General features: G+C 67.6%; 19 protein-coding genes and 1 tRNA gene. 15 read left to right on the forward strand and 5 right to left on the reverse strand.

Annotated features, from left to right (window positions below; translation table 11 throughout):
• Together FO470_RS07880 and FO470_RS07885 are read left to right on the forward strand one after the other, a co-directional pair.
• On the forward strand, nucleotides 1-1,572 hold the full coding sequence (locus FO470_RS07880) for a DHA2 family efflux MFS transporter permease subunit (protein ID WP_144342395.1): 1,572 nt from the start codon (nucleotides 1-3) through the stop codon (nucleotides 1,570-1,572).
• A gap of 342 nt (nucleotides 1,573-1,914) precedes the next feature.
• Nucleotides 1,915-3,468 (forward strand): 2-isopropylmalate synthase, encoded by a 1,554-nt coding sequence (locus FO470_RS07885; RefSeq protein WP_144342396.1) that lies wholly within the window; start codon nucleotides 1,915-1,917, stop codon nucleotides 3,466-3,468.
• A gap of 65 nt (nucleotides 3,469-3,533) precedes the next feature.
• On the opposite strand, the gene FO470_RS07890 is transcribed toward FO470_RS07885, so the two are convergent.
• The 4 genes from FO470_RS07890 to pabB all read right to left on the reverse strand — a co-directional run bounded on the left by FO470_RS07890 (nucleotide 3,534) and on the right by pabB (nucleotide 8,353).
• Nucleotides 3,534-5,354, reverse strand: a complete 1,821-nt coding sequence (locus FO470_RS07890) for a DUF6600 domain-containing protein (protein ID WP_144342397.1) — start codon at nucleotides 5,352-5,354, stop codon at nucleotides 3,534-3,536.
• A 193-nt stretch (nucleotides 5,355-5,547) separates the two neighbouring features.
• Entirely contained in the window at nucleotides 5,548-6,345 is a 798-nt protein-coding gene (locus FO470_RS07895) for an aminotransferase class IV (protein WP_144342398.1), read from the reverse strand.
• Complete coding sequence (locus FO470_RS07900; RefSeq protein ID WP_144342399.1) at nucleotides 6,342-6,926, reverse strand: anthranilate synthase component II; 585 nt, start codon at nucleotides 6,924-6,926, stop codon at nucleotides 6,342-6,344. Before FO470_RS07900 ends, FO470_RS07895 begins: the two co-directional genes overlap by 4 nt.
• Nucleotides 6,923-8,353, reverse strand: coding sequence for an aminodeoxychorismate synthase component I (gene pabB / locus FO470_RS07905; protein ID WP_144342400.1), 1,431 nt, complete (start codon nucleotides 8,351-8,353; stop codon nucleotides 6,923-6,925). Before pabB ends, FO470_RS07900 begins: the two co-directional genes overlap by 4 nt.
• A 227-nt stretch (nucleotides 8,354-8,580) precedes the next feature.
• Here pabB and FO470_RS07910 point away from each other — a divergent pair, with 227 nt between their 5' ends.
• From FO470_RS07910 to FO470_RS07940, 8 genes are all read left to right on the forward strand, one after another.
• Nucleotides 8,581-9,573 carry a tripartite tricarboxylate transporter substrate binding protein BugD gene (locus tag FO470_RS07910; protein ID WP_144342401.1) on the forward strand — a complete coding sequence of 331 codons (993 nt, stop codon included), beginning with the start codon at nucleotides 8,581-8,583 and terminating at the stop codon, nucleotides 9,571-9,573.
• A gap of 90 nt (nucleotides 9,574-9,663) precedes the next feature.
• Nucleotides 9,664-10,146, forward strand: a complete 483-nt coding sequence (locus tag FO470_RS07915; RefSeq protein WP_144342402.1) for a tripartite tricarboxylate transporter TctB family protein — start codon at nucleotides 9,664-9,666, stop codon at nucleotides 10,144-10,146.
• A gap of 15 nt (nucleotides 10,147-10,161) precedes the next feature.
• On the forward strand, nucleotides 10,162-11,661 hold the full coding sequence (locus FO470_RS07920; RefSeq protein WP_144342403.1) for a tripartite tricarboxylate transporter permease: 1,500 nt from the start codon (nucleotides 10,162-10,164) through the stop codon (nucleotides 11,659-11,661).
• Between the two features lie 91 nt (nucleotides 11,662-11,752).
• A tRNA-Lys gene (locus FO470_RS07925) sits at nucleotides 11,753-11,828 on the forward strand.
• Between the two features lie 124 nt (nucleotides 11,829-11,952).
• Complete coding sequence (locus tag FO470_RS07930; RefSeq protein WP_246659512.1) at nucleotides 11,953-12,180, forward strand: hypothetical protein; 228 nt, start codon at nucleotides 11,953-11,955, stop codon at nucleotides 12,178-12,180.
• A gap of 193 nt (nucleotides 12,181-12,373) precedes the next feature.
• Nucleotides 12,374-12,550, forward strand: coding sequence for a hypothetical protein (locus tag FO470_RS19500; protein ID WP_186291884.1), 177 nt, complete (start codon nucleotides 12,374-12,376; stop codon nucleotides 12,548-12,550).
• A gap of 75 nt (nucleotides 12,551-12,625) precedes the next feature.
• Entirely contained in the window at nucleotides 12,626-13,519 is an 894-nt protein-coding gene (locus FO470_RS07935) for a transglutaminase family protein (RefSeq protein ID WP_144342404.1), read from the forward strand.
• Nucleotides 13,520-13,568: 49 nt separating this feature from the next.
• Nucleotides 13,569-14,048 carry an HXXEE domain-containing protein gene (locus FO470_RS07940; protein WP_246659513.1) on the forward strand — a complete coding sequence of 160 codons (480 nt, stop codon included), beginning with the start codon at nucleotides 13,569-13,571 and terminating at the stop codon, nucleotides 14,046-14,048.
• Nucleotides 14,049-14,060: 12 nt separating this feature from the next.
• On the opposite strand, the gene FO470_RS07945 is transcribed toward FO470_RS07940, so the two are convergent.
• A complete protein-coding gene (locus FO470_RS07945; protein ID WP_144342405.1) occupies nucleotides 14,061-15,158 on the reverse strand; it encodes an alkene reductase in 1,098 nt (365 codons plus the stop codon).
• A 239-nt stretch (nucleotides 15,159-15,397) separates the two neighbouring features.
• Here FO470_RS07945 and pncB point away from each other — a divergent pair, with 239 nt between their 5' ends.
• From pncB to murJ, 5 genes are all read left to right on the forward strand, one after another.
• Complete coding sequence (gene pncB / locus FO470_RS07950; RefSeq protein ID WP_144342406.1) at nucleotides 15,398-16,690, forward strand: nicotinate phosphoribosyltransferase; 1,293 nt, start codon at nucleotides 15,398-15,400, stop codon at nucleotides 16,688-16,690.
• Between the two features lie 619 nt (nucleotides 16,691-17,309).
• Complete coding sequence (locus FO470_RS07955; protein ID WP_246659514.1) at nucleotides 17,310-18,392, forward strand: SH3 domain-containing protein; 1,083 nt, start codon at nucleotides 17,310-17,312, stop codon at nucleotides 18,390-18,392.
• A gap of 125 nt (nucleotides 18,393-18,517) precedes the next feature.
• Nucleotides 18,518-19,510, forward strand: coding sequence for a Gfo/Idh/MocA family protein (locus tag FO470_RS07960; RefSeq protein ID WP_144342407.1), 993 nt, complete (start codon nucleotides 18,518-18,520; stop codon nucleotides 19,508-19,510).
• A gap of 10 nt (nucleotides 19,511-19,520) precedes the next feature.
• Nucleotides 19,521-20,675: a DegT/DnrJ/EryC1/StrS family aminotransferase gene (locus FO470_RS07965; protein WP_144342408.1), complete on the forward strand. Its 1,155-nt coding sequence runs from the start codon at nucleotides 19,521-19,523 to the stop codon at nucleotides 20,673-20,675.
• Between the two features lie 102 nt (nucleotides 20,676-20,777).
• Entirely contained in the window at nucleotides 20,778-22,313 is a 1,536-nt protein-coding gene (murJ, locus tag FO470_RS07970) for a murein biosynthesis integral membrane protein MurJ (RefSeq protein WP_144342409.1), read from the forward strand.
• The last annotated feature ends 145 nt before the right edge of the window (nucleotides 22,314-22,458 follow it).

Genomic DNA, 22,458 nt, shown 5'->3' on the forward strand with positions numbered 1-22,458 from the left:
ATGTCCGACACCGCCACCATGGGAACCGCGCCGCGCGCCGCCTCCACCGAGGGGCGGCGCATGTTCGCCTTCCTGTGCATGGTGTTCGGCATGTTCATGGCGATCCTGGACATCCAGATCGTCTCGGCCTCGCTCGCCGAGATCCAGGCCGGCCTTGCCGCCAGTTCGGACGAGATCTCCTGGGTGCAGACCAGCTACCTCATCGCCGAGGTGGTGATGATCCCGCTCTCGGGCTTCCTGTCGCGGGCGCTGTCGACGCGGTGGCTGTTCGTCGCTTCGGCGGCGGGCTTCACGCTCATGAGCTTCATGTGCGCGACGGCGACGTCGATCAACCAGATGATCGTCTACCGTGCCCTGCAGGGCTTCCTCGGCGGGGGCATGATCCCGACCGTCTTCGCGGCGGCCTATTCCATCTTCCCGCGCGAGAAGCAGCCGATCGTCGCTCCGCTCATCGGTCTCGTGGCGACGCTCGCGCCGACCATCGGCCCGACCATCGGCGGCTATCTTACGGACCTGTTCTCCTGGCACTGGCTGTTCCTGGTGAACATCGTGCCGGGCATCTTCGTCATCATCGCCACGGCAACGCTGGTCGACTTCGACGAGCCCGACCTTGCCCTGCTCGACCGTTTCGACTGGTGGGGCCTGCTGTTCATGGCAGGCTTCCTTGGCAGCCTCGAATTCGTGCTGGAGGAGGGGCCGACGAATGACTGGTTCGAGGACGAGGCGATCTCTTTCTTCGCCATTGTCGGCACCGTCTCGGCGGTCGCCTTCTTCGCGCGGGTGCTCATGGCGCGCGAGCCGGTCGTGGACCTCCGCGCTTTCGCCAACCGGAATTTCTCCGTCGGCTCGGCCTTCAGCTTCGTGGTCGGCATCGGCCTCTACGGGCTGACCTATCTCTACCCGCTCTACCTCGCCCGGGTGCGCGGCTATTCGGCGCTGATGATCGGCGAGACGATGTTCGTCTCCGGCCTCGCCATGTTCCTCTGCGCCCCCATCGCCGGGCGGCTGATGGGCAAGGTCGATCCGCGCGTGATGATCGCCTTCGGCTTCGGCGCCTTCGCGCTGGGGACATGGCAGGTCACGGGCCTCACCAAGGACTGGGATTTCTGGGAGCTGCTCTGGCCACAGATCCTGCGCGGGGTGGGGATCATGATGGCGATGATCCCGATCAACAACATCTCGCTCGGCACGCTGCCGCCGGCCCAGCTCAAGAACGCCTCCGGTCTGTTCAACCTCATGCGCAATCTCGGCGGCGCGGTCGGGCTCGCGCTGATCAACACGGTGCTGAACGACCGCTGGGACCTCCATCTGGCGCGCCTGCACGAGAACGTGCAGTGGGCGAGCGCGGTCGCGGTCGAGCGGCTCGACGCGATGACGCGCTCGCTGTCCATGCTCGGCTCCGATGCCGACGCGGCGGCGCTGAAGAAGATGGCGGGGCAGGTGCGCATCCAGGCCGAGGTGATGGCCTTCTCCGACGTCTTTCTGGTGCTGACTGTTCTCTTCGTGGCGCTGCTCTTCGCCTCGCCCTTACTGCGCCGCCCGGTCAACAAGGGTGCCGGCGGCGGGCACTGAGCCCGCGGCGGAGAGTGGGGCACGGTCCTCGCCGATCGTCATGCTTGCCGTCGGGCCGTCGGTCGGCTAAACAGCGGAAAGTTAGAGCAACCTCGCGAGAGCCGAGCCGTGACGCCTGCGTCCGTCCGCCGCTATTCCGCGAACCCGGCCGCCCTGCGGATTCCCGGGAAGGCTCTCCTTGCGTCCGGTCTCCTTCTTCTTAGCCGCCCCTGAGGGCCGGCCGGGCTTCAAGCCTGGGCGCTCAGGGGATGACGCCTCCACCATCCGCCGAATAGCCAGATTTGCGCCGGACGATGCCCCTTTGCGGCACCTGGCGCCCGGAGACCAGAAGGAAGCCTGAGCATGTCCACCGACAAGAACCGCGTCGTCATCTTCGACACCACCCTGCGCGATGGCGAGCAGTGCCCCGGTGCGTCGATGACGCTGGAAGAGAAGCTGGAAGTGGCCGAGTTGCTCGACACCATGGGCGTCGACATCATCGAGGCCGGCTTCCCCATCGCCTCCAATGGCGATTTCGAGTCGGTCGCCGAAATCTCCCGCCGCACCAAGAACGCGGTGATCGCCGGCCTGTCGCGTGCCGCCTTCGCCGATATTGATCGCTGTGCCGAGGCGGTGCGCCATGCCCGCCGGCCGCGCATCCATACCTTCATCTCCACCTCGCCCGTGCATATGAAGTACAAGCTCCAGAAGTCGCCGGAGACGGTGCTGGAGATGGTGGCGGCGTCCGTCGCCCGTGCGCGTGGGCATGTCGACAATGTCGAGTGGTCGGCCGAGGACGCCACCCGTACCGAGATCGACTTCCTGTGCCGCTGCGTCGAGGCGGCGATCAAGGCGGGCGCCACGACCATCAACCTGCCCGATACGGTCGGTTATGCCACGCCGTCGGAATATGAGGCGATGTTCCGCACCGTGCGCGAGCGCGTGCCGGATGCCGACAAGGCGGTGTTCTCCACCCATTGCCACAATGATCTCGGCATGGCGGTGGCGAACTCGCTGGCGGGTGTCGCCGGTGGTGCCCGGCAGATCGAGTGCACCATCAATGGCATTGGCGAGCGGGCCGGCAACGCGGCGCTGGAAGAGATCGTCATGGCGATCAACGTCCGTCGCGACGTGCTGCCCTACGAGACCGGCATCGACGCCACCATGCTGACCCGCGCCTCCAAGCTGGTCTCGGCGGTCACGAGCTTCCCGGTGCAGTACAACAAGGCCATCGTCGGCCGGAACGCCTTCGCCCATGAGAGCGGCATCCATCAGGACGGCATGCTCAAGAACAACACCACCTACGAGATCATGACCCCCGATAGCGTCGGCGTCTCCAAGACCTCGCTGGTGATGGGCAAGCATTCCGGCCGCGCCGCTTTCCGCGACAAGCTGAAGGCGCTGGGCTACGAGTTGGGCGAGAACGCTCTGAACGATGCCTTCTCGCGCTTCAAGGACCTCGCCGACCGCAAGAAGGTGGTCTACGACGAGGATATCGAGGCGCTGGTCGATCAGGAGATCGCCGCCGCGCATGACCGCATGAAGCTGGTTTCGCTCAGCGTGATCGCCGGCAGCCACGGTCCCCAGCGCGCGACCATGAAGATGAAGGTCGACGGCCATCTCGTCACCGAGGAGTGCGAAGGCAATGGCCCGGTGGATGCGGTGTTCAATTGCATCCAGGCCATCGTGCCGCACACGGCCAAGTTGGCGCTCTACCAGGTGCACGCGGTGACCGAGGGCACGGATGCGCAGGCGGAAGTGTCGGTGCGTCTGGAGGACGGCGACAAGGCGGTGACCGGGCGCGGTTCCGATCCGGACACGCTGGTCGCCTCGGCGCAGGCCTACATCATCGCGCTCAACAAGCTGCAGACCAAGCGCAACAGCATCAACGCCCAGGCCCAGCCGGCGGCGGAATAGCCGCCGCGCATATGGCGGAAATGAAGAACCCCGGCCTGTGAGGGCCGGGGTTCTTTCTTTGTCGGTCACTGCATGCCCGGCTGCAGCCACCGCGGGTCACGCGGATCGCCCGGCCGGCCCTGAGGATTGCCCTGCGGCCGCTGCTGGGGAGGCCGTTGCTGCTGCGCGCGCTGCTGTTGCTGGGCGGCGCGTTGCTGCATCAGTATCTGCTGTTGCTGGGCGCGCTGCTGTTGGGCCTGCTGGCGCATCTGCTGCTGCTGAACGGCCCGTTCCTGCTGGACATTGCGCTGCTGCTGCATTTGCTGCTGGCGGGCACGCTGCTGTTCCACGGCACGCTGCTGCTGGGCCTGCTGGCGCATCTGCTGCTGCTGAATGGCGCGCTCCTGCTGGACATTGCGTTGCTGCTGCATCTGCTGCTGGCGGGCACGCTGCTGTTCCACGGCGCGCTGCTGCTGGGCCTGCTGGCGCATTTGCTGCTGTTGAATGACCCGTTCCTGCTGGACATTGCGTTGCTGCTGCATCTGCTGCTGGCGGGCACGCTCTTGCTCCGCCGCGCGCTGCTGCTGAAGCTGCTGCTGGCGCACACGCTCCTGCTGGCCCTGCTGCTGCTGCGCGCGCTGACGCTCAAGCTGTTGCTGGTTGGCGCGCATGTCGTCGGGACGCTGGCCCGGCCGCACGCCCGGCATGCCGGGCTGTCCGCCGGGGCGGGTGTTCACCCGTTCGGCCCGTGCGCGCTGCTCGGCGCGGACGCGCTCGAACTGCTGCCGGCGCTGTTCCATCGCCTGCCGGCGCTGCTGTTCCAGCAGGTCGTTCCGTGTCGCCGCCTGCTGCCGCAGATCGCGGAGCTGGTCGGCGCGTTCGCGCTCGATCTGCTCGACCTGCTGGCGGAAGCGGTTGGGATCGCGGAAGCGCTCCTGGCGCAGTTCCCGCCGGCGGTTCGCGTCGATCGCCCCCAGCAGCGCCGCCGAGGGCGCGAACACGCCCGGCAGGTTCTGGTCGTCGCGCACATATTGATGGATCAGCGCGCGGCGGTCGGGGGCGATGTCGCGGTCGAAGCGCGGCGGCGGGACGAAGCGGTCGCCGAAGGCGAGCCGGGGGGCATAGATGCCGAGCCGCTCGTCGCGGTCGTCGTAGAAGATGTCGTCGTAGCGATCGACATAGACGACTTCACGCGTATAGAGGCGATCACGGATCGGCGCATCATAGACGTCGAGCCCGAAGCCGCGGTTAACGTAGTAGCCGTCGTCCCAGCGCGGTTCGTAATAGTCCGGCGCATCCTGCAGATAGATGCTGATCTGCGGGATGGGCGCCACATAGACCGCAAGGTCCTGCTCGGCCATGTAGCGGTCCTCGACGAAGACCCAGCTCTCGGCCACGGGCGGCGCGTAATAGGCGGGGCGCCCGACCGCGTAGCCCGGGCGGTCCGGCCCGACCGGCGCCCAGCCGGTGCGCCCGCCGCCGCGCCGCCAGGTCACCCAGGCCGGTGCCCAGGTATCGCCCGGCACCCAGAACCAGCCATAGCCGGGGTCGTAGCCCCAGCGTCCGTAATGGTAGGCGGCCCAGCCGAAGGGCTCATAGGATTCCCAGTACCAGCCGTACTGGTCCGTCCAGATCCACCGGCCTTCCTGATAGGGGCGCCAGCCCGGGCCGACATTGGCGGGGATGAAGACGTACTGGTAATCGGGATGTTCCACCCACGAGCCATAGGCGCCGAGTTGGTCGTAGAACACGTTCACGTCCATCGGCGCGCGGTCGAGCGGCGGCCCGGCCTGGGCGAGCCGCAGCGGTTCGCTCTGGGCGGCTGCCGGGAGAACGGCACCGGTGGCGGTGGCCAGAAGACCTGCGACGAGACCGGTGGCGAGTAGCGGACGCGCGAGACGGAACATGCAAACCTCATGCGCTGAACCGGGAAGACGCGTGTCGAACGTCCTTCCAGCGGAATGGTTTCAAATATACGTGTGACGGATTGAAGATTAACCGGAAATGAACGTCCGGATGCAGATCATGGCAAAACTATGTTTTGTTATTTTGTCGAAGCTGTTTTTGCTTGTTACAGCGCGTTTTGTAAGTCAATCGCCGTCACAATTTTTCCTCAATGCCAACTTCTGCAAGTAAACCATGCCGCAGCGCGGCAAACGCTTCGCAACTGGCGGTGGCCAATAGGGCGCCGTCGAGTTCGGTCGCGGGGCGCAGGAAGCGCACACTGTTGGTCAGGAACACCGCATCCGCGCCTTTCAGGTCGCCGGGCGCCAGCCCTCGTTCCTCGACCGCCAGCCCGAGTTCCGGCGCGATCTCCATCACTCGCGCCCGCATGATGCCCGGCAGGCACCCCTCCGACAGCGGCGGCGTGCGCAGCATTCCGCTCGTCAGCGCGAAGACATTGGCGATGGTCGTGCAGGCGACACGGCCCTGCGTGTTCAAGATCAGCGCATCGTCCACCCCGGCCGCCGCCGCCTCCCGCGCCGCGAGGATGTGGTCGAGATAGCCGAGCGTCTTCAGGTTGGCGGTGGGCGAGAACTCGTTGCGCCGCCCTGTCGCGGTGACGAGCCGAGCCGGCTGGCCGAGCAGCGCCGGGCTCCACGGGCTGGTGGTGACGACGAGCGTCGGCTCGCCGGTGCTCGCCGGCCAGAGGCCGCGCGCGGCGCTCCCGCGCGTCACCGTGGTGCGTACGATGGTCGACTCGGGCGTTACGGCATCGTCGATGGCGGCCTCGACACGGGCGCGCAGAGCCGCGATGCCGAGGCTGTGCGCGGCGGCCAGCAGCCGGCCGACATGGCGCTCCCGCTCCAGGACGATGCCGTTCAGTGCAACGGCGGTGTCGAACACGCCGTCGCCGAGCGTGAAGCCGCGATCCTCGACACTGATCGTCGCGGTCACGCCGCGCGCTCCCGGGTTCGCGCCAGCTTCAGGAAATTCGCCAGCAGGTCGTAGCCATGGCCGGTGAGCACGGATTCCGGGTGGAACTGCACGCCGTAGGTCGGATGGGTACGGTGGGCGAGCCCCATGATCTCGCCGTCCTCGCTCCAGGCGGTGGCGACCAGCGGTGAGCCATCGTCCAGCTCGACGGCCAGCGAATGATAGCGGCCGGCGGGGAACGGGGAGGGCAGTCCCTCGAAAACGTCCGTCCCGGCATGGCGCACCTGCGAGGCGCGCCCGTGCATCGGCTCCTTCGCCCGTACCACCCGGCCGCCGAAGGCCTGGCCGATGCACTGGTGCCCAAGACAGATCCCGAGGATCGGCAGCCGGCCCGACAGCGCCCGCACGGCATCGAGCGAGACGCCCGCCTCGTTGGGCGAGCAGGGGCCGGGCGAGATCACCAGCGCCTCGGGCCGCAGACGCTCGATGGCGGCGACGTCCAGCGCGTCGTTGCGCACGACCTGGACATCCTCGCCGAGTTCGGTGAGGTAGCGCGCGACGTTGAAGACGAAGCTGTCGTAATTGTCGATCAGCAGGATCATGGCGCCGTCTCCGGCTTGAAGGCGCGGAACAGCCGTTCGGCCTTGGTCAGGCTCTCGGCATGTTCGGCGGCCGGATCGGACAAGGTGGTGATGCCGCCGCCGACGCCGAAGCTGGCGGTGAATCCCTTCCGGCCCTTCTCCACCGTCACGGTGCGGATGGCAATGTTGAAGTCCATCGTGCCGTCGAAGCCGATATAGCCGATGGAGCCGCAATAGACGCCGCGCGGCTGCTGCTCCAGCTCGTGGATGATCTCCATGGCGCGGATCTTCGGCGCACCGGTGATCGAGCCGCCGGGGAACGACGCCGCCATCAGGTCGAGCCCGTCGTGCCCTTCTTTCAGCGTCCCGGTGACGACCGAGACGAGGTGGTGGACATTGGCATAGGTCTCGAGCCCGCACAGGCGCGGAACCTTCACCGTGCCCGGCCGGCACACGCGCGAGAGATCGTTGCGCAGCAGGTCGACGATCATCACGTTCTCGGCGCGGTCCTTCTCACTGGCGGTCAGCTCGCGGCCGCGGAAGGCATCCAGCGTCGGCTCCACCGAGCGCGGCACCGTGCCCTTGATCGGGCGCGTCTCCACCTCGCCGCCCACGAGCTTCACGAAGCGCTCGGGAGAGGAGGAGGCGATGATGCGGTCTTCATTGGCGATCAGCGCCGCGAAGGTGGCGGGGTTGGCGCGGCGCAACTGGTCGTAGAGCGCCAGCGGATCGACCGCCTCGCCGATTCCGGCCTCGAAGCGCTGGGTGAAGTTCGCCTGGAAGATGTCGCCGGCGCGTATGTAAGCGATCACCTGCGCCACGGCCGCCTTGTAGCGCTCGGCATCGAAATTGGAGCGCCAGTCGCCGGCAATGATCGCAGCGCCGAGCGGGACTTCCGGCGCCGCGAGGCGTTCCGCCGCCTCGGCGAGGCGCTCGCGGGCGCGGCGGGCACGCCGGGCCGGCTCGGTTTCCGGCCAGCCGGTCGAGACGATGAAGGCGCGCTCCGACACCACGTCGAAGGCGACGACGAGATCGTAGAAGCCGAGGTCGATCTCCGGCCCTTCGCCGGGTTCCGGCGCCATGGTGGGGAAGCGATCGAACAGTCGGCCCGCCTCATAGGCGATGTAGCCCGCCGCTCCGGCCTGGAAGCCCGCCTCGCCCGGCAGGCGCGGCTGGGCATAGGCGCGCAGCCGCGCCCGCAACGCCTCGACCGGCGTCCCCGCCTCGCGCGCCCCGTCCCAGCGCGGCACGCCGGCTTCCACACGGAAGCGGCCGAAGGGCTCCGCCATGACGTAGGACCACCGGCCCAGCAGCGGATGGCGCATCGCGCTGTCGAGGAAGGTCAGGCCCGGCACGGGCGCGCCGTTCCGCCGGGCAAGACGGCGCGCCGCCCGCCAGGGGTCCTGCCAGGCGATCTCGACGACGAGGGGAGGCGGCTCCTGAATCATGCACGGAATATGGAACGTGCCGGCCTCGCTTCCTAGGGCCCGGCCCCGGAAGCCGAGGGAACCCGGCGCGTGGCGCGTGGAATGAGGCTGGAACCCGCGTTTCTAGGCCAAAGAGCCACTTGACGGTCAGTCATGCCGATGGTGGCCTAGGCAGCATAAACAAAGGCGTGGCCTCGAAGGCGACGCCCATGGCCTGAAACGCGGTCAAGAAGTCTCGGGAGGGACGCATGAAAAACTTCAAGGGGGCAGCCGCCGCCGTCGCGGCGCTGGCGCTGGCGCTCGCGGTACTGCCTTTCTCTGCGGCCAAGGCGCAGGATTTTCCCAATCGCCCAGTCACCATGGTCGTGCCCTTTTCGGCCGGCGGTCCCACCGACACGGTGGCGCGTCTCGTCGCCGAATCCATGTCGCGCACGCTTGGTCAGCAGGTCGTGGTGGAGAATGTCGGCGGCGCGGGCGGCACCCGCGGCGCCGGCCAGGTCGCGAAGGCCGCCCCGGACGGCTACACCGTGCTGCTGCACCATATCGGCCAGGCGACCGCCGCCACCCTCTATCGCAAGCTGCCCTACAACGTGCTGACCGACTTCGAGGAGGTCGGCCTCGTCACCGACGTGCCGATGACGATGATCGCCAAGCCCGATCTCGCCCCGAAGGACGCCGCCGAGCTGATCGCCTTCGTGAAGCAGAACAGGGACGGGGTGATCTACGGCAATGCCGGCGTCGGCTCCGCCTCGCATCTGTGCGGCATGCTGTTCATGTCGGCGCTCGGCGCGCAGATGACCACCGTGCCCTATCAAGGCACCGGCCCGGCGATGAACGACCTCGTCGGCGGCCAGATCGACCTGATGTGCGACCAGACCACCAACACCACCGGCCAGATCAAGGCCGGCAAGGTGAAGGCCTATGCCGTCACCACCAAGCAGCGCGTCAAGTCGCTGCCCGACCTCCCCACCTTCCAGGAGGTCGGCCTTCCCGGCTTCGAGGTTGCGGTCTGGCACGGCATGTATGCGCCCAAGGGCACGCCGCCGGAAGTCGTCACCAAGCTCAACGACGCCCTCAAGACCGCCCTGCAGGATCCGAAGGTCATCGCGCGCTTCGCCGACCTCGGTACCGAGCCGGTGGCCCTCGATCGCGCCACGCCGGAAGTGCACAAGCAGTTCCTGCAGGCCGAGGTGGCCAAGTGGAAGCCGGTGATCGAGCAGGCCGGCGTCTTCGCCGACTGACGTTCCATCCATAAGACCGCCCCGCCCGTCACGCCGGCTCGCCGCCGGCCGGCGGGTGGGGTCCTGCATTCAACATCCCGGGAAAATGGCATGACGCGCTTCGTCAAAAGTCCGAAGGAGGTCGCCAGCGGTCTTCTGCTCATCGTGCTGGCCGCGTTCTTCGCCTGGCAGGCCATGGAACTGCCGATGGGCCGCGCCATCCGCATGGGGCCCGGCTATTTCCCGATGATCCTCGCGGGTCTGCTCGCCTTTCTCGGCCTGGTCGTCCTTCTCTCCGGCCTGACCGTTCCCGCTGACCCGGACGACAATGGAATCCGCTTCCGCAACTGGCCGTGGCAGGCGCTGGCGCTGGTGACGCTCGCCGTTGTGATCTTCGGCCTCGGCATCCGCCCGCTCGGCCTTGGGCCGTCCATGGGGCTGGCGGTGTTCATCTCGGCGCTGGCCAGCCAGCGTTTCCACATCGTCACTGGGCTGATTTCGGCGGCCGTCATGGTCGCCTTCTCCTGGGCGGTGTTCATCAAGGGCCTCGGCCTTCCCCTTCCCATGCTCGGCCCCTGGCTCGGCGGCTACTGATCGGGAGCCGGACCGTTGGAAATCTTCGATAATCTCGCCCTCGGCTTCTCCGTCGCCGTCACCTTCCAGAACATCTTCTACTGCTTCATTGGCGTGCTTCTGGGCACTCTCATCGGCGTGCTGCCCGGCCTTGGCCCCGTGCCGACCATCGCCATGCTGCTGCCGATCACCTTCGGCCTGCCGCCGGTCTCGGCGCTGATCATGCTCTCCGGCATCTATTACGGCGCGCAATATGGCGGCTCGACCACGGCGATCCTGATCAACCTGCCGGGCGAGAGCTCGTCCGTCGTCACCGCCATCGACGGTTACCAGATGGCGCGTCGCGGCCGGGCCGGGGCGGCGCTCGCCACGGCGGCGCTCGGCTCGTTCTTTGCCGGTTCGGTGGCCACCTTCCTGCTCGCCGTCTTCGCCCCGCCGCTCGCGGACCTCGCGCTGAAGTTCGGCCCGCCGGAATATTTCGCGCTGATGGTGCTGGGCCTCGTGGCCTCGGTGGCGCTGGCCTCGGGATCGGTCATCAAGGCGCTGGCGATGGTGGTGCTGGGCATCCTGCTCGGCCTGTCCGGGCAGGACGTCTACACCGGCACGCCGCGCTTCACCTTCGACATGCTGGAGCTGGCCGACGGCATCGAGTTCGTGGCGCTGGCCATGGGCGTGTTCGGCATCGGCGAGATCGTGCGCAATCTGGAGGACGAGCACACCCGCACCGTCATGGTGCAGAAGGTGAAGGGCCTGCTGCTCTCGCGCGAGGACATCAAGCGAATCACCGGGCCGATCCTGCGGGGCACCTTCCTCGGCTCGTTCCTCGGCATCCTGCCGGGCGGCGGCGCGATCCTGTCCTCCTTCGCCGCCTATTCGATCGAGAAGAAGATCTCCCGCCATCCCGAGGAGTTCGGCAAGGGCGCGATCGAGGCGGTGGCAGCACCGGAAAGCGCCAACAACGCCGGCGCGCAGACCTCCTTCATCCCGATGCTCACCCTCGGCATCCCGTCCAACCCGGTGATGGCGCTGATGATCGGCGCGCTCATCATCCAGGGCATCGTGCCCGGCCCGAACGTCGTGAACGAGCAGCCGAATCTCTTCTGGGGCATCATCGCCTCGATGTGGATCGGCAATCTGATGCTGGTGGTGCTCAACCTGCCGCTGATCGGCATGTGGGTGCGGCTGCTCACCGTGCCCTACCACATCCTCTTCCCGCTCATCGTCGGCTTCTGCTGCATCGGCGTCTACAGCGTGAACAACAACGCCATCGACGTCTTCGCCATGGCCCTGTTCGGGGTGGTCGGCTACGTGCTGGTGAAGCTCGACTGCGAGCCGGCGCCGCTGCTGCTCGGCTTCATCATCGGGCCGATGCTGGAGGAATATCTGCGCCGCGCCATGCTGATCTCGCGCGGCGACCCGCTGGTGTTCGTCACCCGGCCGATCTCCGCGACGATGCTGGCCCTGGCGGCGATCGCGCTGATCGTCGTGCTGCTGCCCTCCGTGCGCAGGAAGCGCGAGGAGGCTTTCAAAGAATGAGGATGACGGGCCTGTCGGCTATGGACAGGCCCGAATCCCTTTGCTACATGACGCCCCGCTCGCGACGGTTTCGCCTCGCGAGTTCCGGTCTGGGCGCATAGCTCAGTTGGTAGAGCAGCTGACTCTTAATCAGCGGGTCCTAGGTTCGAGCCCTAGTGCGCCCACCATACTTTCCAGTGTGGAACCTCCAGACCGGCTCCTCCGAGAAATCGGGGCAACTGCTTCACGACACCGCAGCTTGATTGGTCAGCGCTCCGGCGCGCACCTATCATCGAATCACGGCGCCCCGCCGTGGAGGATTCCGCCATCATCGACCGCACCTCCCTCATCTGCGCCCATTGCCCGCGCTGCGGGCGCCGCTCGGCGCTCGGTCATGCGGATGCGGGCATGCTCACTGCGCAGACGCCCGGCGAACCCGCGCCGCGGCTGCGCTGCGACATGTGCGGCGGCCGGCGGGTGCAGCTGTTCAATGCGCGCGGTCCGATGGAAATGCTCGCCTTTCTCTCCGGCCGCCTGTAGGCCGCAACCGCCGCCTGCCGAACAAAATGCCGTCTGGCGCGTTGAATCGCGGGACGCAGCAACATCGAAAGGCGCGGCGATGGCTAAGAACGGCAACGGAATCGACGGCAGCCCCGGCGAAGAACCGGCATCGACCGAGCGCGCATCCGCTCCAAGGACGGCCGCCGGCCCCTCCCGGAACCCGGCAAAGCGGATGGGGCGGGCCGTCTCGCGTCCGGCGCGCGCGAGTGGTGGCGCGGCGGTGCGGGCTTCTCTCGGCTCCGCTCTCGTCGACGAGGGCCTTGTTCGGCCCGAGCGCAAATATTCCTTCCGCGCGCTCGTCACTGTCGGCATGCTGGGCTTCGTCCTCGGCCGGCTCTGCGCCCGCTGACGTTCCGGTCCGGGCGGCGTCGCGACGAATCCCGGTCTCCCCGACCGTCCCCATGGCCGCTTCTGGAACCGCCTCATGCCGACTCTGACCGTCCGCCACGTCACTCAGTACAACTATGCCAATCCCGTCGTCTTCCAGCCCCACCGGCTGATGCTGCGCCCGCGCGACAGCCATGATCTGCGGCTGGTCAGCGCCGAGCTCTCGCTCTGGCCGCACGGCAATGTGCGCTGGCTGCACGATGTGTTCGGCAATTCCGTCACCGTGGTGGATTTCGTCGAGCCGTCGAACGAGCTGAAGATCGAGAGCGTGCTGACCCTCGAACGCTACGGCCTCGGCGGGCTCAATTTCGAACTCGAGGAGAGCGCCAAGGAATATCCGTTCGTCTATTCCTCCGACGACAGGATCGATCTGGGCCGCATGCTGGACTGCCACTATCCCGATGCGAACGGCGAGCTGGAAGCGTGGGCCAAGGGCTTCGTGGCCTCGCGGCCGACCGACACGATGGCGCTGCTGACGGACCTCAACAACGGCATTCATCGCGGCTTCGCCTACAATCTTCGGCACGAGGAGGGGACGCAGGCTCCGCTGGAGACGCTGAAGCTCGGCACCGGCTCCTGCCGCGACTTCGCCCTGCTGCTGATCGAGGCGGCGCGTGCGCTCGGCTTCGGAGCCCGCTTCGTCACCGGCTATCTCTACGACCCGGCACTGGACGGCGATGCTCAGTCCGTCGTCGGCGCCGGCGCCACCCATGCCTGGGCCGATATCTATCTGCCGGGTGCCGGCTGGATCGAGTTCGACCCGACCAACGGCACCATCGCGGCCGACAATCTCATCCGCGTGGCGGTGACGCGCGATCCGAGCCAGGCGGTGCCGGTCGCTGGCGGCTTCACCGGCAATGTCGGCGATTATCTCGGCATGACCGTGGAAGTATCGGTGCGTGCCGTCGCGCCCGCGCCTCTGGCAGCCTAGCGGCGCCCGATCTAGCATCTTTCCGCCGGGCTTCAGGGGGAAGGGTGCGATGTCGATCGGTTTCGAGACGTGGGCGTGGCTTGGCCTGCTCGCCTACACGCTGCACATCATGGAAGAGTTCTCCTTCGACTGGCGCGACTGGGCGCGCGCCGTCATCGGCCTTCCGGTCGAATGGGCTGATTTCTACGTCACCAACGCGGCGGTGATCGTGCTCGGCTTCGCGCAGGCCGAGATGGCACGGCTGCTCCCCATCGCGCCGCTGGTCTTCGCCGCGCTGATGCTGATCAACGCGAGCTTCTTCCATGTGCTGCCGATGATCTTCACGCGCGGACGCTTCTCGCCCGGCACCTTCACCGCCGTCGTGCTGTTCTACCCTGTGGCGATCGGCACCTATTGCGCCGCCGCCGCCGAAGGGCTGCTCACCACCGGCATGCTGCTCGGCTCCCTCGTCGGCGGCGCGCTGTTGATGGCCTATCCGGTCGCGATGCTGCGCCTCAGGGGGCGGCCGTATTTCCGGCAGGCCTCCTGAGGTCGGTACCGGTCAGGCGCCGACGCTCTCCAGCGTCGGGTAGTCGGTGTAGCCCTTGGCGCCGCCACCATAGAGGTGGTCGCGGTCGAGCTCGTTGAAGGCGACGCCCCGGCGCAGGCGCTCCACCGCGTCCGGCGAGGAGATGAACGCCTTGCCGAAGGCGACGAGGTCCGCCTTGCCGCTGGCGACAACCTGCTCGGCCATCGCCTTGTCGTAGCCGTTATTGACCATCCACGCGCCGCTGAAGCGCTTGCGCAGCGCCTCGAAGTCGAAGTCCGGCGCGATGTCGCGCGGACCGCCCGTGGCGCCCTCGATCATGTGGACATAGACCGGGTGCAGGCTCTCCACCACGTCCAGAACATGGTTGAACAGCGGCTGCGGATCGCTGTCCGCCAGGTCGTTGGCGGGCGTGACCGGCGACAGCCGGATTCCGGTGCGCTTGGCCCCGATCTCGCCGACGGTGGCCCCCAGCACCTCCTTCAGGAAGCGCGTGCGGTTCTCGATCGAGCCGCCATAGGCGTCGGTGCGCTTGTTGGCGCCGTCGCGCAGGAACTGGTCGACGAGGTAGCCGTTGGCGCCGTGGATCTCCACGCCATCGAAGCCGGCGCGGACCGCGTTCGCCGCCGCCTTGCGGAAGTCGTCGACGATGCCGGGGATTTCCTCCAGCGTCAGCGCGCGGGGCTCGTCGACATCGGCGAAGCCGTTATTGACGTAGGTCTTGGTGTTGGCCCGCACCGCCGAGGGGGCGAGGGGCGCCGCGCCGCCGGGCTGCAGCGAGCGGTGCGACACGCGGCCGACATGCCAGAGCTGCACGAAGATATGCCCGCCCTTGGCGTGGACGGCGTCGGTGACGCGCTTCCAGCCCTCGACCTGCGCCTCGGTGAAGAGGCCCGGCGTATCCTGGTAGCCTTGGGCGGTGGCGGAGATCTGCGTCGCCTCGGTGATGATCAGGCCGGCAGAGGCGCGCTGGCCGTAATAGTCGACGGCGAGCGGGGAGGGGACGAGGCCGGCGCTCGCGCGGTTGCGGGTCAGCGGCGCCATGACGATGCGGTTCGACAGCGTGACGTCGCCGAGGCGGTAGCTGTCGAACAGGGACGGCGTGGTGGTCATTGGAATGTCCTGTCCATGAAAGGAGGGATGTCTTCGTTGGTCACTTAAGCATTGCCCCTGCGGTATTGAGAGATGCGGGCGTGGCGTGGCAGCCCTGCAACAGCTGCATGAATATTCATTTGCTTGCATATGAAAAAGACGCGTCCCGCCGCCCTGCGCGCCGGCGGCGGCAGGCCCGGCGCTAGGAAGCGCGTACCTCATTCGCTAGAAGGGGAGGCCGGGCAAACGGGGCCTTCCGCATGATCGACATCGCGACGCGCGTCTACAATCACACTTGGAAGATCGACCCGATCGTGCGCTCCGTGCTGGACACGGACTTCTACAAGCTCCTGATGGCGCAGACGATCTATCGCCGGCATTTCCATACCCGCGTGACCTTCGGCATCATCAACCGCACCCAGAGCGTGCGCATCGCCGATTTCGTCGACGAGGGGGAACTGCGCGAGCAGCTCGACCATGTGCGCACGCTGTCGCTCACGCGCGGCGAGTCCACCTGGCTGCGCGGCAACATGTTCTACGGCAAGCGTCAGATGTTCTCGCCGGACTTCATCGCCTGGTTCGAGAATTTCCGTTTCCCCGCCTACCACCTCGAAAAGCGCGAGGGTCAGTACGAGCTGACCTTCGAGGGGCCGTGGATCGAGACCACCATGTGGGAGATCCCGGCGCTCGCCATCATCAACGAGCTGCGCTCGCGCGCGGTGCTGCGCTCCATGGGGCGCTTCGAGCTTCAGGTTCTCTATGCTCGTGCCATGACGCGGGTGTGGGAGAAGGTGGAGCGGCTCAAGGCGCTGGGCGGCGCCAGCGTCGCCGATTTCGGCACCCGCCGCCGGCATGGCTTCCTCTGGCAGGACTGGTGCGTGCAGGCGGTGATGGAAGGGCTGGGCGAGCGTTTCCTCGGCACCTCCAACTGCCTCATCGCGATGCGCCGGGAGGTGGAGGCCACCGGCACCAACGCCCATGAGCTGCCCATGGTCTACGCGGCGCTGGCCGATACGGACGCGGAGTTGGCGGAATCTCCCTATCAGGTGCTCGCCGACTGGCAGAAGGACTATGAGGGCAATCTGCTCGTGCTTCTGCCCGACACCTTCGGCACCACCAGCTTCCTCGATCGCGCGCCGGACTGGGTGGCCGGCTGGACCGGCATCCGCATCGACAGCAAGGACCCGATCGAAGGCGGCGAGGAGGCTATCCGCTGGTGGCGCTCGCGCGGGCAGGACCCCACGCAGAAGCTCGCCATCTTCTCCGACGCGCTGGACGTGGAGGCCATCGAGCGCATCTACCGCCACTTCCGCGGCCGCATGCGGATGGGCTTCGGCTGGGGAACGCTGCTTACCAACGATTTCCGCGGCTTCGCGTGGGAAGGCCGACTCGATCCCATCTCCATCGTCTGCAAGGTCATCTCGGCGGACGGGCGGCCGACGGTGAAACTCTCCGACAACCCCACCAAGGCGATGGGACCGCCCGAGGAAATCGCTCGTTATCGAAGAATTTTTGATACTGCCGAGCAGCCGGCGCGGCCCGTCCTCGTCTGACGTTCGGCGGGGTTCGGGGCCAAGTCCTTGTAGGTACTCCGTTAAATCGGCACAACCTGTCGCACCCCGTGGCCAAGAGTTGCCGCAATCCTTGTTCATAAGGATTCTTCCGGCCTGTGACTTTCTTGCATCAAGTGGCTAAGTGTCGGTAGTGTGTCGCCCGTCGCATTCGAAGACGGGTTACGGAACTCGGCCGCACGTCCCTTTCGGGGGATGGCGGCCCGAACGGACTGGAAGCAACGCATGCGAAGTGTCGAGCACCGCGCCAACGTCCCGGCCGCCAGTATCTCCGGATGCTGCCGGTGTACGTCCCGAGCCGATGCCGACGCTTTCCCGGTGACTCTCTCGCCGGTTCGTTGTTTCCGTCCCGTAGCCTAGAGTCTCCCGCGCCATGTCATCGTCATCGCAAGAGCCGCGCGGAACCGGGCTCTCCTCATCGCTCGTCAGTGACTTCCGGGCGATCCTCAACTCCCTTGAGCAGGAGAAGGCCGCGCGTGACGACGCTGCGCCGCTGCCTTCCGTGCGTCAGGCCGTCTCGGGCCCGAGGCCCATCCCGGCGGTAGTGGCGGCGACGCCGAGCCCGGCGGCTGACGCGCCGGCCGCGCCGGCCGGTTCCCCGGTGGCATCCGTCTCTTCGGCTTCCGCGCGCTCGGCTCCCGGCGCCCCGCTGCGGCCCGCCGGTGAAACGCCGGCTCCGCGTTCCTATGAGGAAGTGCGCGAGCGGCTGGCCTCCCTGGGCGACGTCAGCGACCTGCTCGCCAAGCGCGCGCCGGCGACGCCGGCGTCGAAATCCGACGGTGCGGCCTCGGCGGATGCCGGCAAGCCGCGTCGGCGGGGCTTCGGCACTTCGGCCCGTGCCACCGGTGAGCCCGAGCCGAAACGCAAGCGCAGTGCCTCCACCGACGTTATTACCTGGCAGCGCCTGGGCGTGCTGGCCGTCTTCATGGCGGTGGTCGGCGGTGGTGCGGTGGTGTTGCAATCGCTCGCCGCCCGCGAGGAGGCGAGCGTCGCGCCGGAAGTGATCGGCAACGCCGCTATCGCCAGCGTCGCGCCATCGACCGCCATGCCCGTCGCCGTCGCCGCTGTTCCGTCTCCCGAACCGGCCCACGCGGCCGCGACGCCCGAGGCGGGTGCCGATCGGCCGGCCGATGTCGCGCCGACCTCGGTCGCCGATGCGCTGCCCCCGGTGCTGCGCGATACCGCGCCGCCCTTCGATGCCACCGCCACGCCTCCGCTGGCCGGGGTGACCGCCTTTGCGGCGCCGGTCACGGCCTCAGGCTTCCAGGCTGCCGATCCCGCGCCCGCCGATGCGGCTCCTGCCCAGGCGGTCGCGATGCCGAAGGAGGCGCCGCTGCCGCCTCGCGCCCCGGCGCGTCCGGTGCTCGCCTCGGCCGAGCCCGAGCCGGCTGCGGCGGACACGGAAGAAGCGGCGGACGAGGCCGAATCACAGCCGGGATTCGGCGGCCAGCCGGTCGGCGGCGCCACGATTCGCACGGCGGTGACGATGCGCGGGGCCCCCCGGAACGGCGCGGCGGCGGTCGGCAACCTCACCGCCGGGCAGAAGGTGCAGCTCGTCGCCTGCCACGGCTGGTGCGAGGTCATCGCCGAGGGCAAGCGCGGCTTCATCTACAAGCGTTTCGTCGATGTCGGCACCTCGGCGCAGGCGAACAAGCCGGGCGATGCGGACGCGGCCACGCCCTAGGGGGCGGTAATACGTTGAAGCAATTGTTGAAGCTCTTGCAGCGGCTTTGCGATTCCCCTCGTCTCGCCACGCTTTGGGGCGCGTGTTAGACCCGCGCCAACGATTTGGACTGAAGGAACATACGAATGGTTCTGGGCCCGAGCGGGGCGGACACGCCCGTTCGCGTCGGCGTCGTCGGCGTCGGCATCATGGGTTACAACCATGCCCGCGTGCTCACCGATCTTCCCGGCGCCGAGCTGGTCGGCATCGCCGATCCCTCCCAGAGCCAGCGCGAGAAGGTCGCCGCGCTGCTCGGCTGCGCTGCCTTCGCCAGCCTCGACGAACTGGTCGAGCGCGGCGTGGACGCCGTGGTGATCGCGGCGCCGACCCATCTGCACCATGACATCTCCCTCGCGGCGATTGCCGCCGGCAAGCACGTGCTGGTGGAAAAGCCGATCGCGCCGAGCGTTGCCGAGGCCGAGGCCATCGTCGCCGCCGCCAAGGCCAAGGGCGTGGCGCTGATGGTCGGCCATGTCGAACGCTTCAATCCGGCGGTTGAATCGGTGAAGGCCGCGATCCGCGGCGAGGAGATCCTCTCCATCGGCATCACCCGCGTCGGGCCGTTCCCCCCGCGCATGTCGAATGTCGGCGTGGTGATCGACCTCGCCGTGCACGACATCGACCTGATCTGCCATTTCACCGGCTCGCACATCACCGAGGTGCAGCCGCAGGTGAAAGCGGCGGTGGCCGAGCGTGAGGACATCGCGCTGCTGCAGTTCCGCACCGCCAACGGCGTTCTCGCGCATATCAACACAAACTGGCTCACCCCGTTCAAGGCGCGCACCGTGCACGTCGCGACGGGCAAGAAGTACGTCATTGGCGATCTGCTGACCCGGCAGGTCACCGAGTATTTCGACTACAAGCCGGATGGCAGCTACTCGATGCGCCATCTGCCGGTCGCCTACGCGGAGCCGCTGCGTCTCGAACTGACGCGCTTCCTCGAAGCCGTGCGGGGCGCCGTGCCCGCCGTCACCGGCGAGGACGGCGTGGCGGCCATCGCCACTGCGATGCGCTGCCTGGAAAGCCTTGAAACATCGTCCGCCGTGGCGGCGCCGCCGCGCGCCCGCGCCGCTGGCTGAGAGGAACACGATGAACTCGCATGTGAAGACCGACCTGGCGCCGATCCCCTTCATCGACGTCGCGGCGCAGCGTGCCCGGCTCGGTACGCGCATCGACGAGGCGGTGAAGCGGGTGCTCGATCACTGCCGCTTCGTCAACGGCCCCGAGGTCGCCGAGCTGGAGCAGAAGCTGGCGGCCTTTGCTGGTGCGAAGCATGCGGTGGCCTGCGCCAGCGGCACCGACGCGCTCGCCATGATCCTCATGGCCTGGGGCGTGAAGCCGGGCGATGCGGTGTTCTGTCCGGCCTTCACCTTCTGCGCCACCGCCGAGGTGGTGCCGTGGGTCGGTGCGACGCCGGTTTTCGTCGACGTGCTCGAGGACACCTTCAACATCGATCCGGCGAGCCTTGAAGCCGCGATCAAGGTAGCGAAGGCGAAGGGGCTGACGCCGAAGGTCGTTATTCCGGTCGATCTCTTCGGCCAGCCGGCCGATATGGACGCCATTGGCGCGATCGCGACGGCGAACGGCCTCAAGGTGCTGTGCGACACCGCCCAGGGCTTCGGCGCGACCTGGAACGGCAGGCGTACCGGCTCCTTCGGCGACGCGACCGCCACGAGCTTTTTCCCGGCGAAGCCCCTCGGCTGCTTCGGCGATGGCGGTGCGGTGTTCACGGATGACGATGACCTCGTACCGGTGCTCAAGAGTGTGCGCGAGCATGGCCAGGGCGTCGACAAATACGAGAACGTGCGCATCGGCATGACCGGTCGGCTCGATACCATTCAGGCAGCTATCCTTCTGGAAAAGCTGACGATTTTCGAAGATGAGGTTGCCGCCCGCCAGCGCGTGGCCGAGCGCTACAATGCCGCGCTGAAGGACGTCTGCGTCGTGCCGACGCTCGATCCGCGCGCGACCTCGGTCTGGGCGCAGTACACGATCCGCCTGCCGCACGGCGTGCGCGATGGCCTCGCCGCCGCCCTCCAGAAGGAAGGCGTGCCGACCGCCGTCTATTACCGCATCCCGATGCACCGCCAGCCCGCCTACGCCGAATATCCGAGTGCCGGCAATGGGTTGCCCGTCTGCGAGCGTATAGCGGGCGAAGTCATCAGCCTGCCCATGCATGCCTATCTCGACGAGGCGAGCCAGGACCGTGTCATCGCGGCGGTGCGGCGGGCGCTCGGGGCCTGACGGCCGCGACCGTCGCACCGGACTGGCGGGGCAGGGGCGGGGAGGCTAGCCTTCCTGCCCGAGCCTGATTCCGCTCACCGTGTCCGCGGCCTTGGCGATCTCATGATACGCAGCATCTTCACCGTCGGCGGCTGGACGCTGCTCTCGCGCCTGACGGGCTTCGTGCGCGACATGGTGATGGCGGCGGTGCTCGGCGCCGGACCGCTGGCGGATGCCTTCTACATCGCCTTCCGGCTGCCCAATCATTTCCGGTCCATCTTCGCGGAAGGCGCGTTCAACACCGCCTTCATTCCCGCCTATGCGCGGGTGAAGACGGTGGAGGGCGACGCGCGCGCCAAGCGCTTCGCCGACGGCATCCTCACCGCCGTCGTGCTGGTGCAGCTCGCCATACTGGCACTCGCGCTCATGGCGACGGACTGGGTGGTGGCTACGCTGGCGCCGGGGCTTTCCGACGATCCCGAGCGCTTCGGGCTGACCGTCGATTTCACTCGCATCACCTTCCCCTATCTCGGCCTCATCGCCGTGGTGACGCTGGTCGGCGGCGTGCTGAACGCCAATGACCGCTTCTGGGCCGCCGCCGCCGCCTCGATCCTGCTCAACGTGGCGATGGTGGGCACGCTCAGCGTCGCCGGCCTGTTTCCCACCGCCGGGCACGCGGCGGCGTGGGGCGTGCTGATCTCCGGCTTCCTGCAGCTCGGCCTGCTGGTCTTCGATGCGGAGCGCCACGGACTCGGCCTGCGCTTCGGACGACCGAAGCTCGATCCGGAGATGCGGGCCTTCCTCATTGCCCTCGGCCCGGCGATCATCGGTTCGGCGGGCGTGCAACTCGCTATCTTCGCCGACACCATCATCGCTTCCTTCCTGCCGCAGGGAGCGGTGGCAGCGCTGTTCTACGCCGATCGAATCAACCAGTTGCCGATCGGGGTGGTGGGGATCGCCGCCGGCATCGTGTTGCTGCCGGAAATGTCGCGACGCATCGCCGCGGAGGATTTCGACGGCGCGCGTCATGCGCAGTCGCGGGCGATCGAGCTGACCCTCCTGCTGGTGCTGCCCTTCCTCGCTGCGGCGCTGGTGATTCCCGAGATCATCATGCGCGGGCTGTTCCTGCGCGGCGCCTTCACCGGCGAGGCGGCGGCGGCGGCGGGAGCGACGCTCGCCGCTTACGGCATCGGGCTGGCTCCCTTCGTGGTGACGCGGGCCTTCATGTCGCCCTTCTATGCTCGCGGCGACACCCGCACGCCGGTGATGGCGACGCTGGGTGCGGCGGTCATCAACATCCTGCTCAAGATCCTGCTGATGGACCAGTTCGCGCAGGTCGGCCTTGCCTTCGCGACCTCGGTCGGCGGCTGGATCACGGTGATCGTGCTGGCCGTGCTGGCGCGGTGGCGCGGCTATGAATGCGGGGACGCGCAGCTCCTGCGCAGCCTGCCCAAGCTGGCGCTCATCTGCGCCGCGCTCGCGGCCGTGCTGTGGATGAGCGCCGTCTTCGGCACCCCGCTCGTCGCGAGCTTCGCACATGGCCGCGACGAGGCGCTGCTGGCCTTGTGCGTGGTGGCGGGCGGGGCGGTTTATGCCGGCCTCGTCCTCGTTCTGCTGGGGCCGCGCTATCTGCGCAGCCTGCTGCGCGGACGGCCCTGAAAGGCAACGTTCCGAAATTTTTTATCGCTTACGCAGTGCAACAAAATTGTGCTAGTGGCCTTGGGCGCCAGCGATCCCGAGGCGGGCCGGGCCGTGTCGCATGACTTTGGGCGGAAGACCTGAAGCCGTTGAGGCCTACTCGGAG

It is taken from the genome of Ancylobacter moscoviensis (assembly GCF_007559435.1).
Classification (GTDB): Bacteria; Pseudomonadota; Alphaproteobacteria; order Rhizobiales; family Xanthobacteraceae; genus Ancylobacter; species Ancylobacter moscoviensis.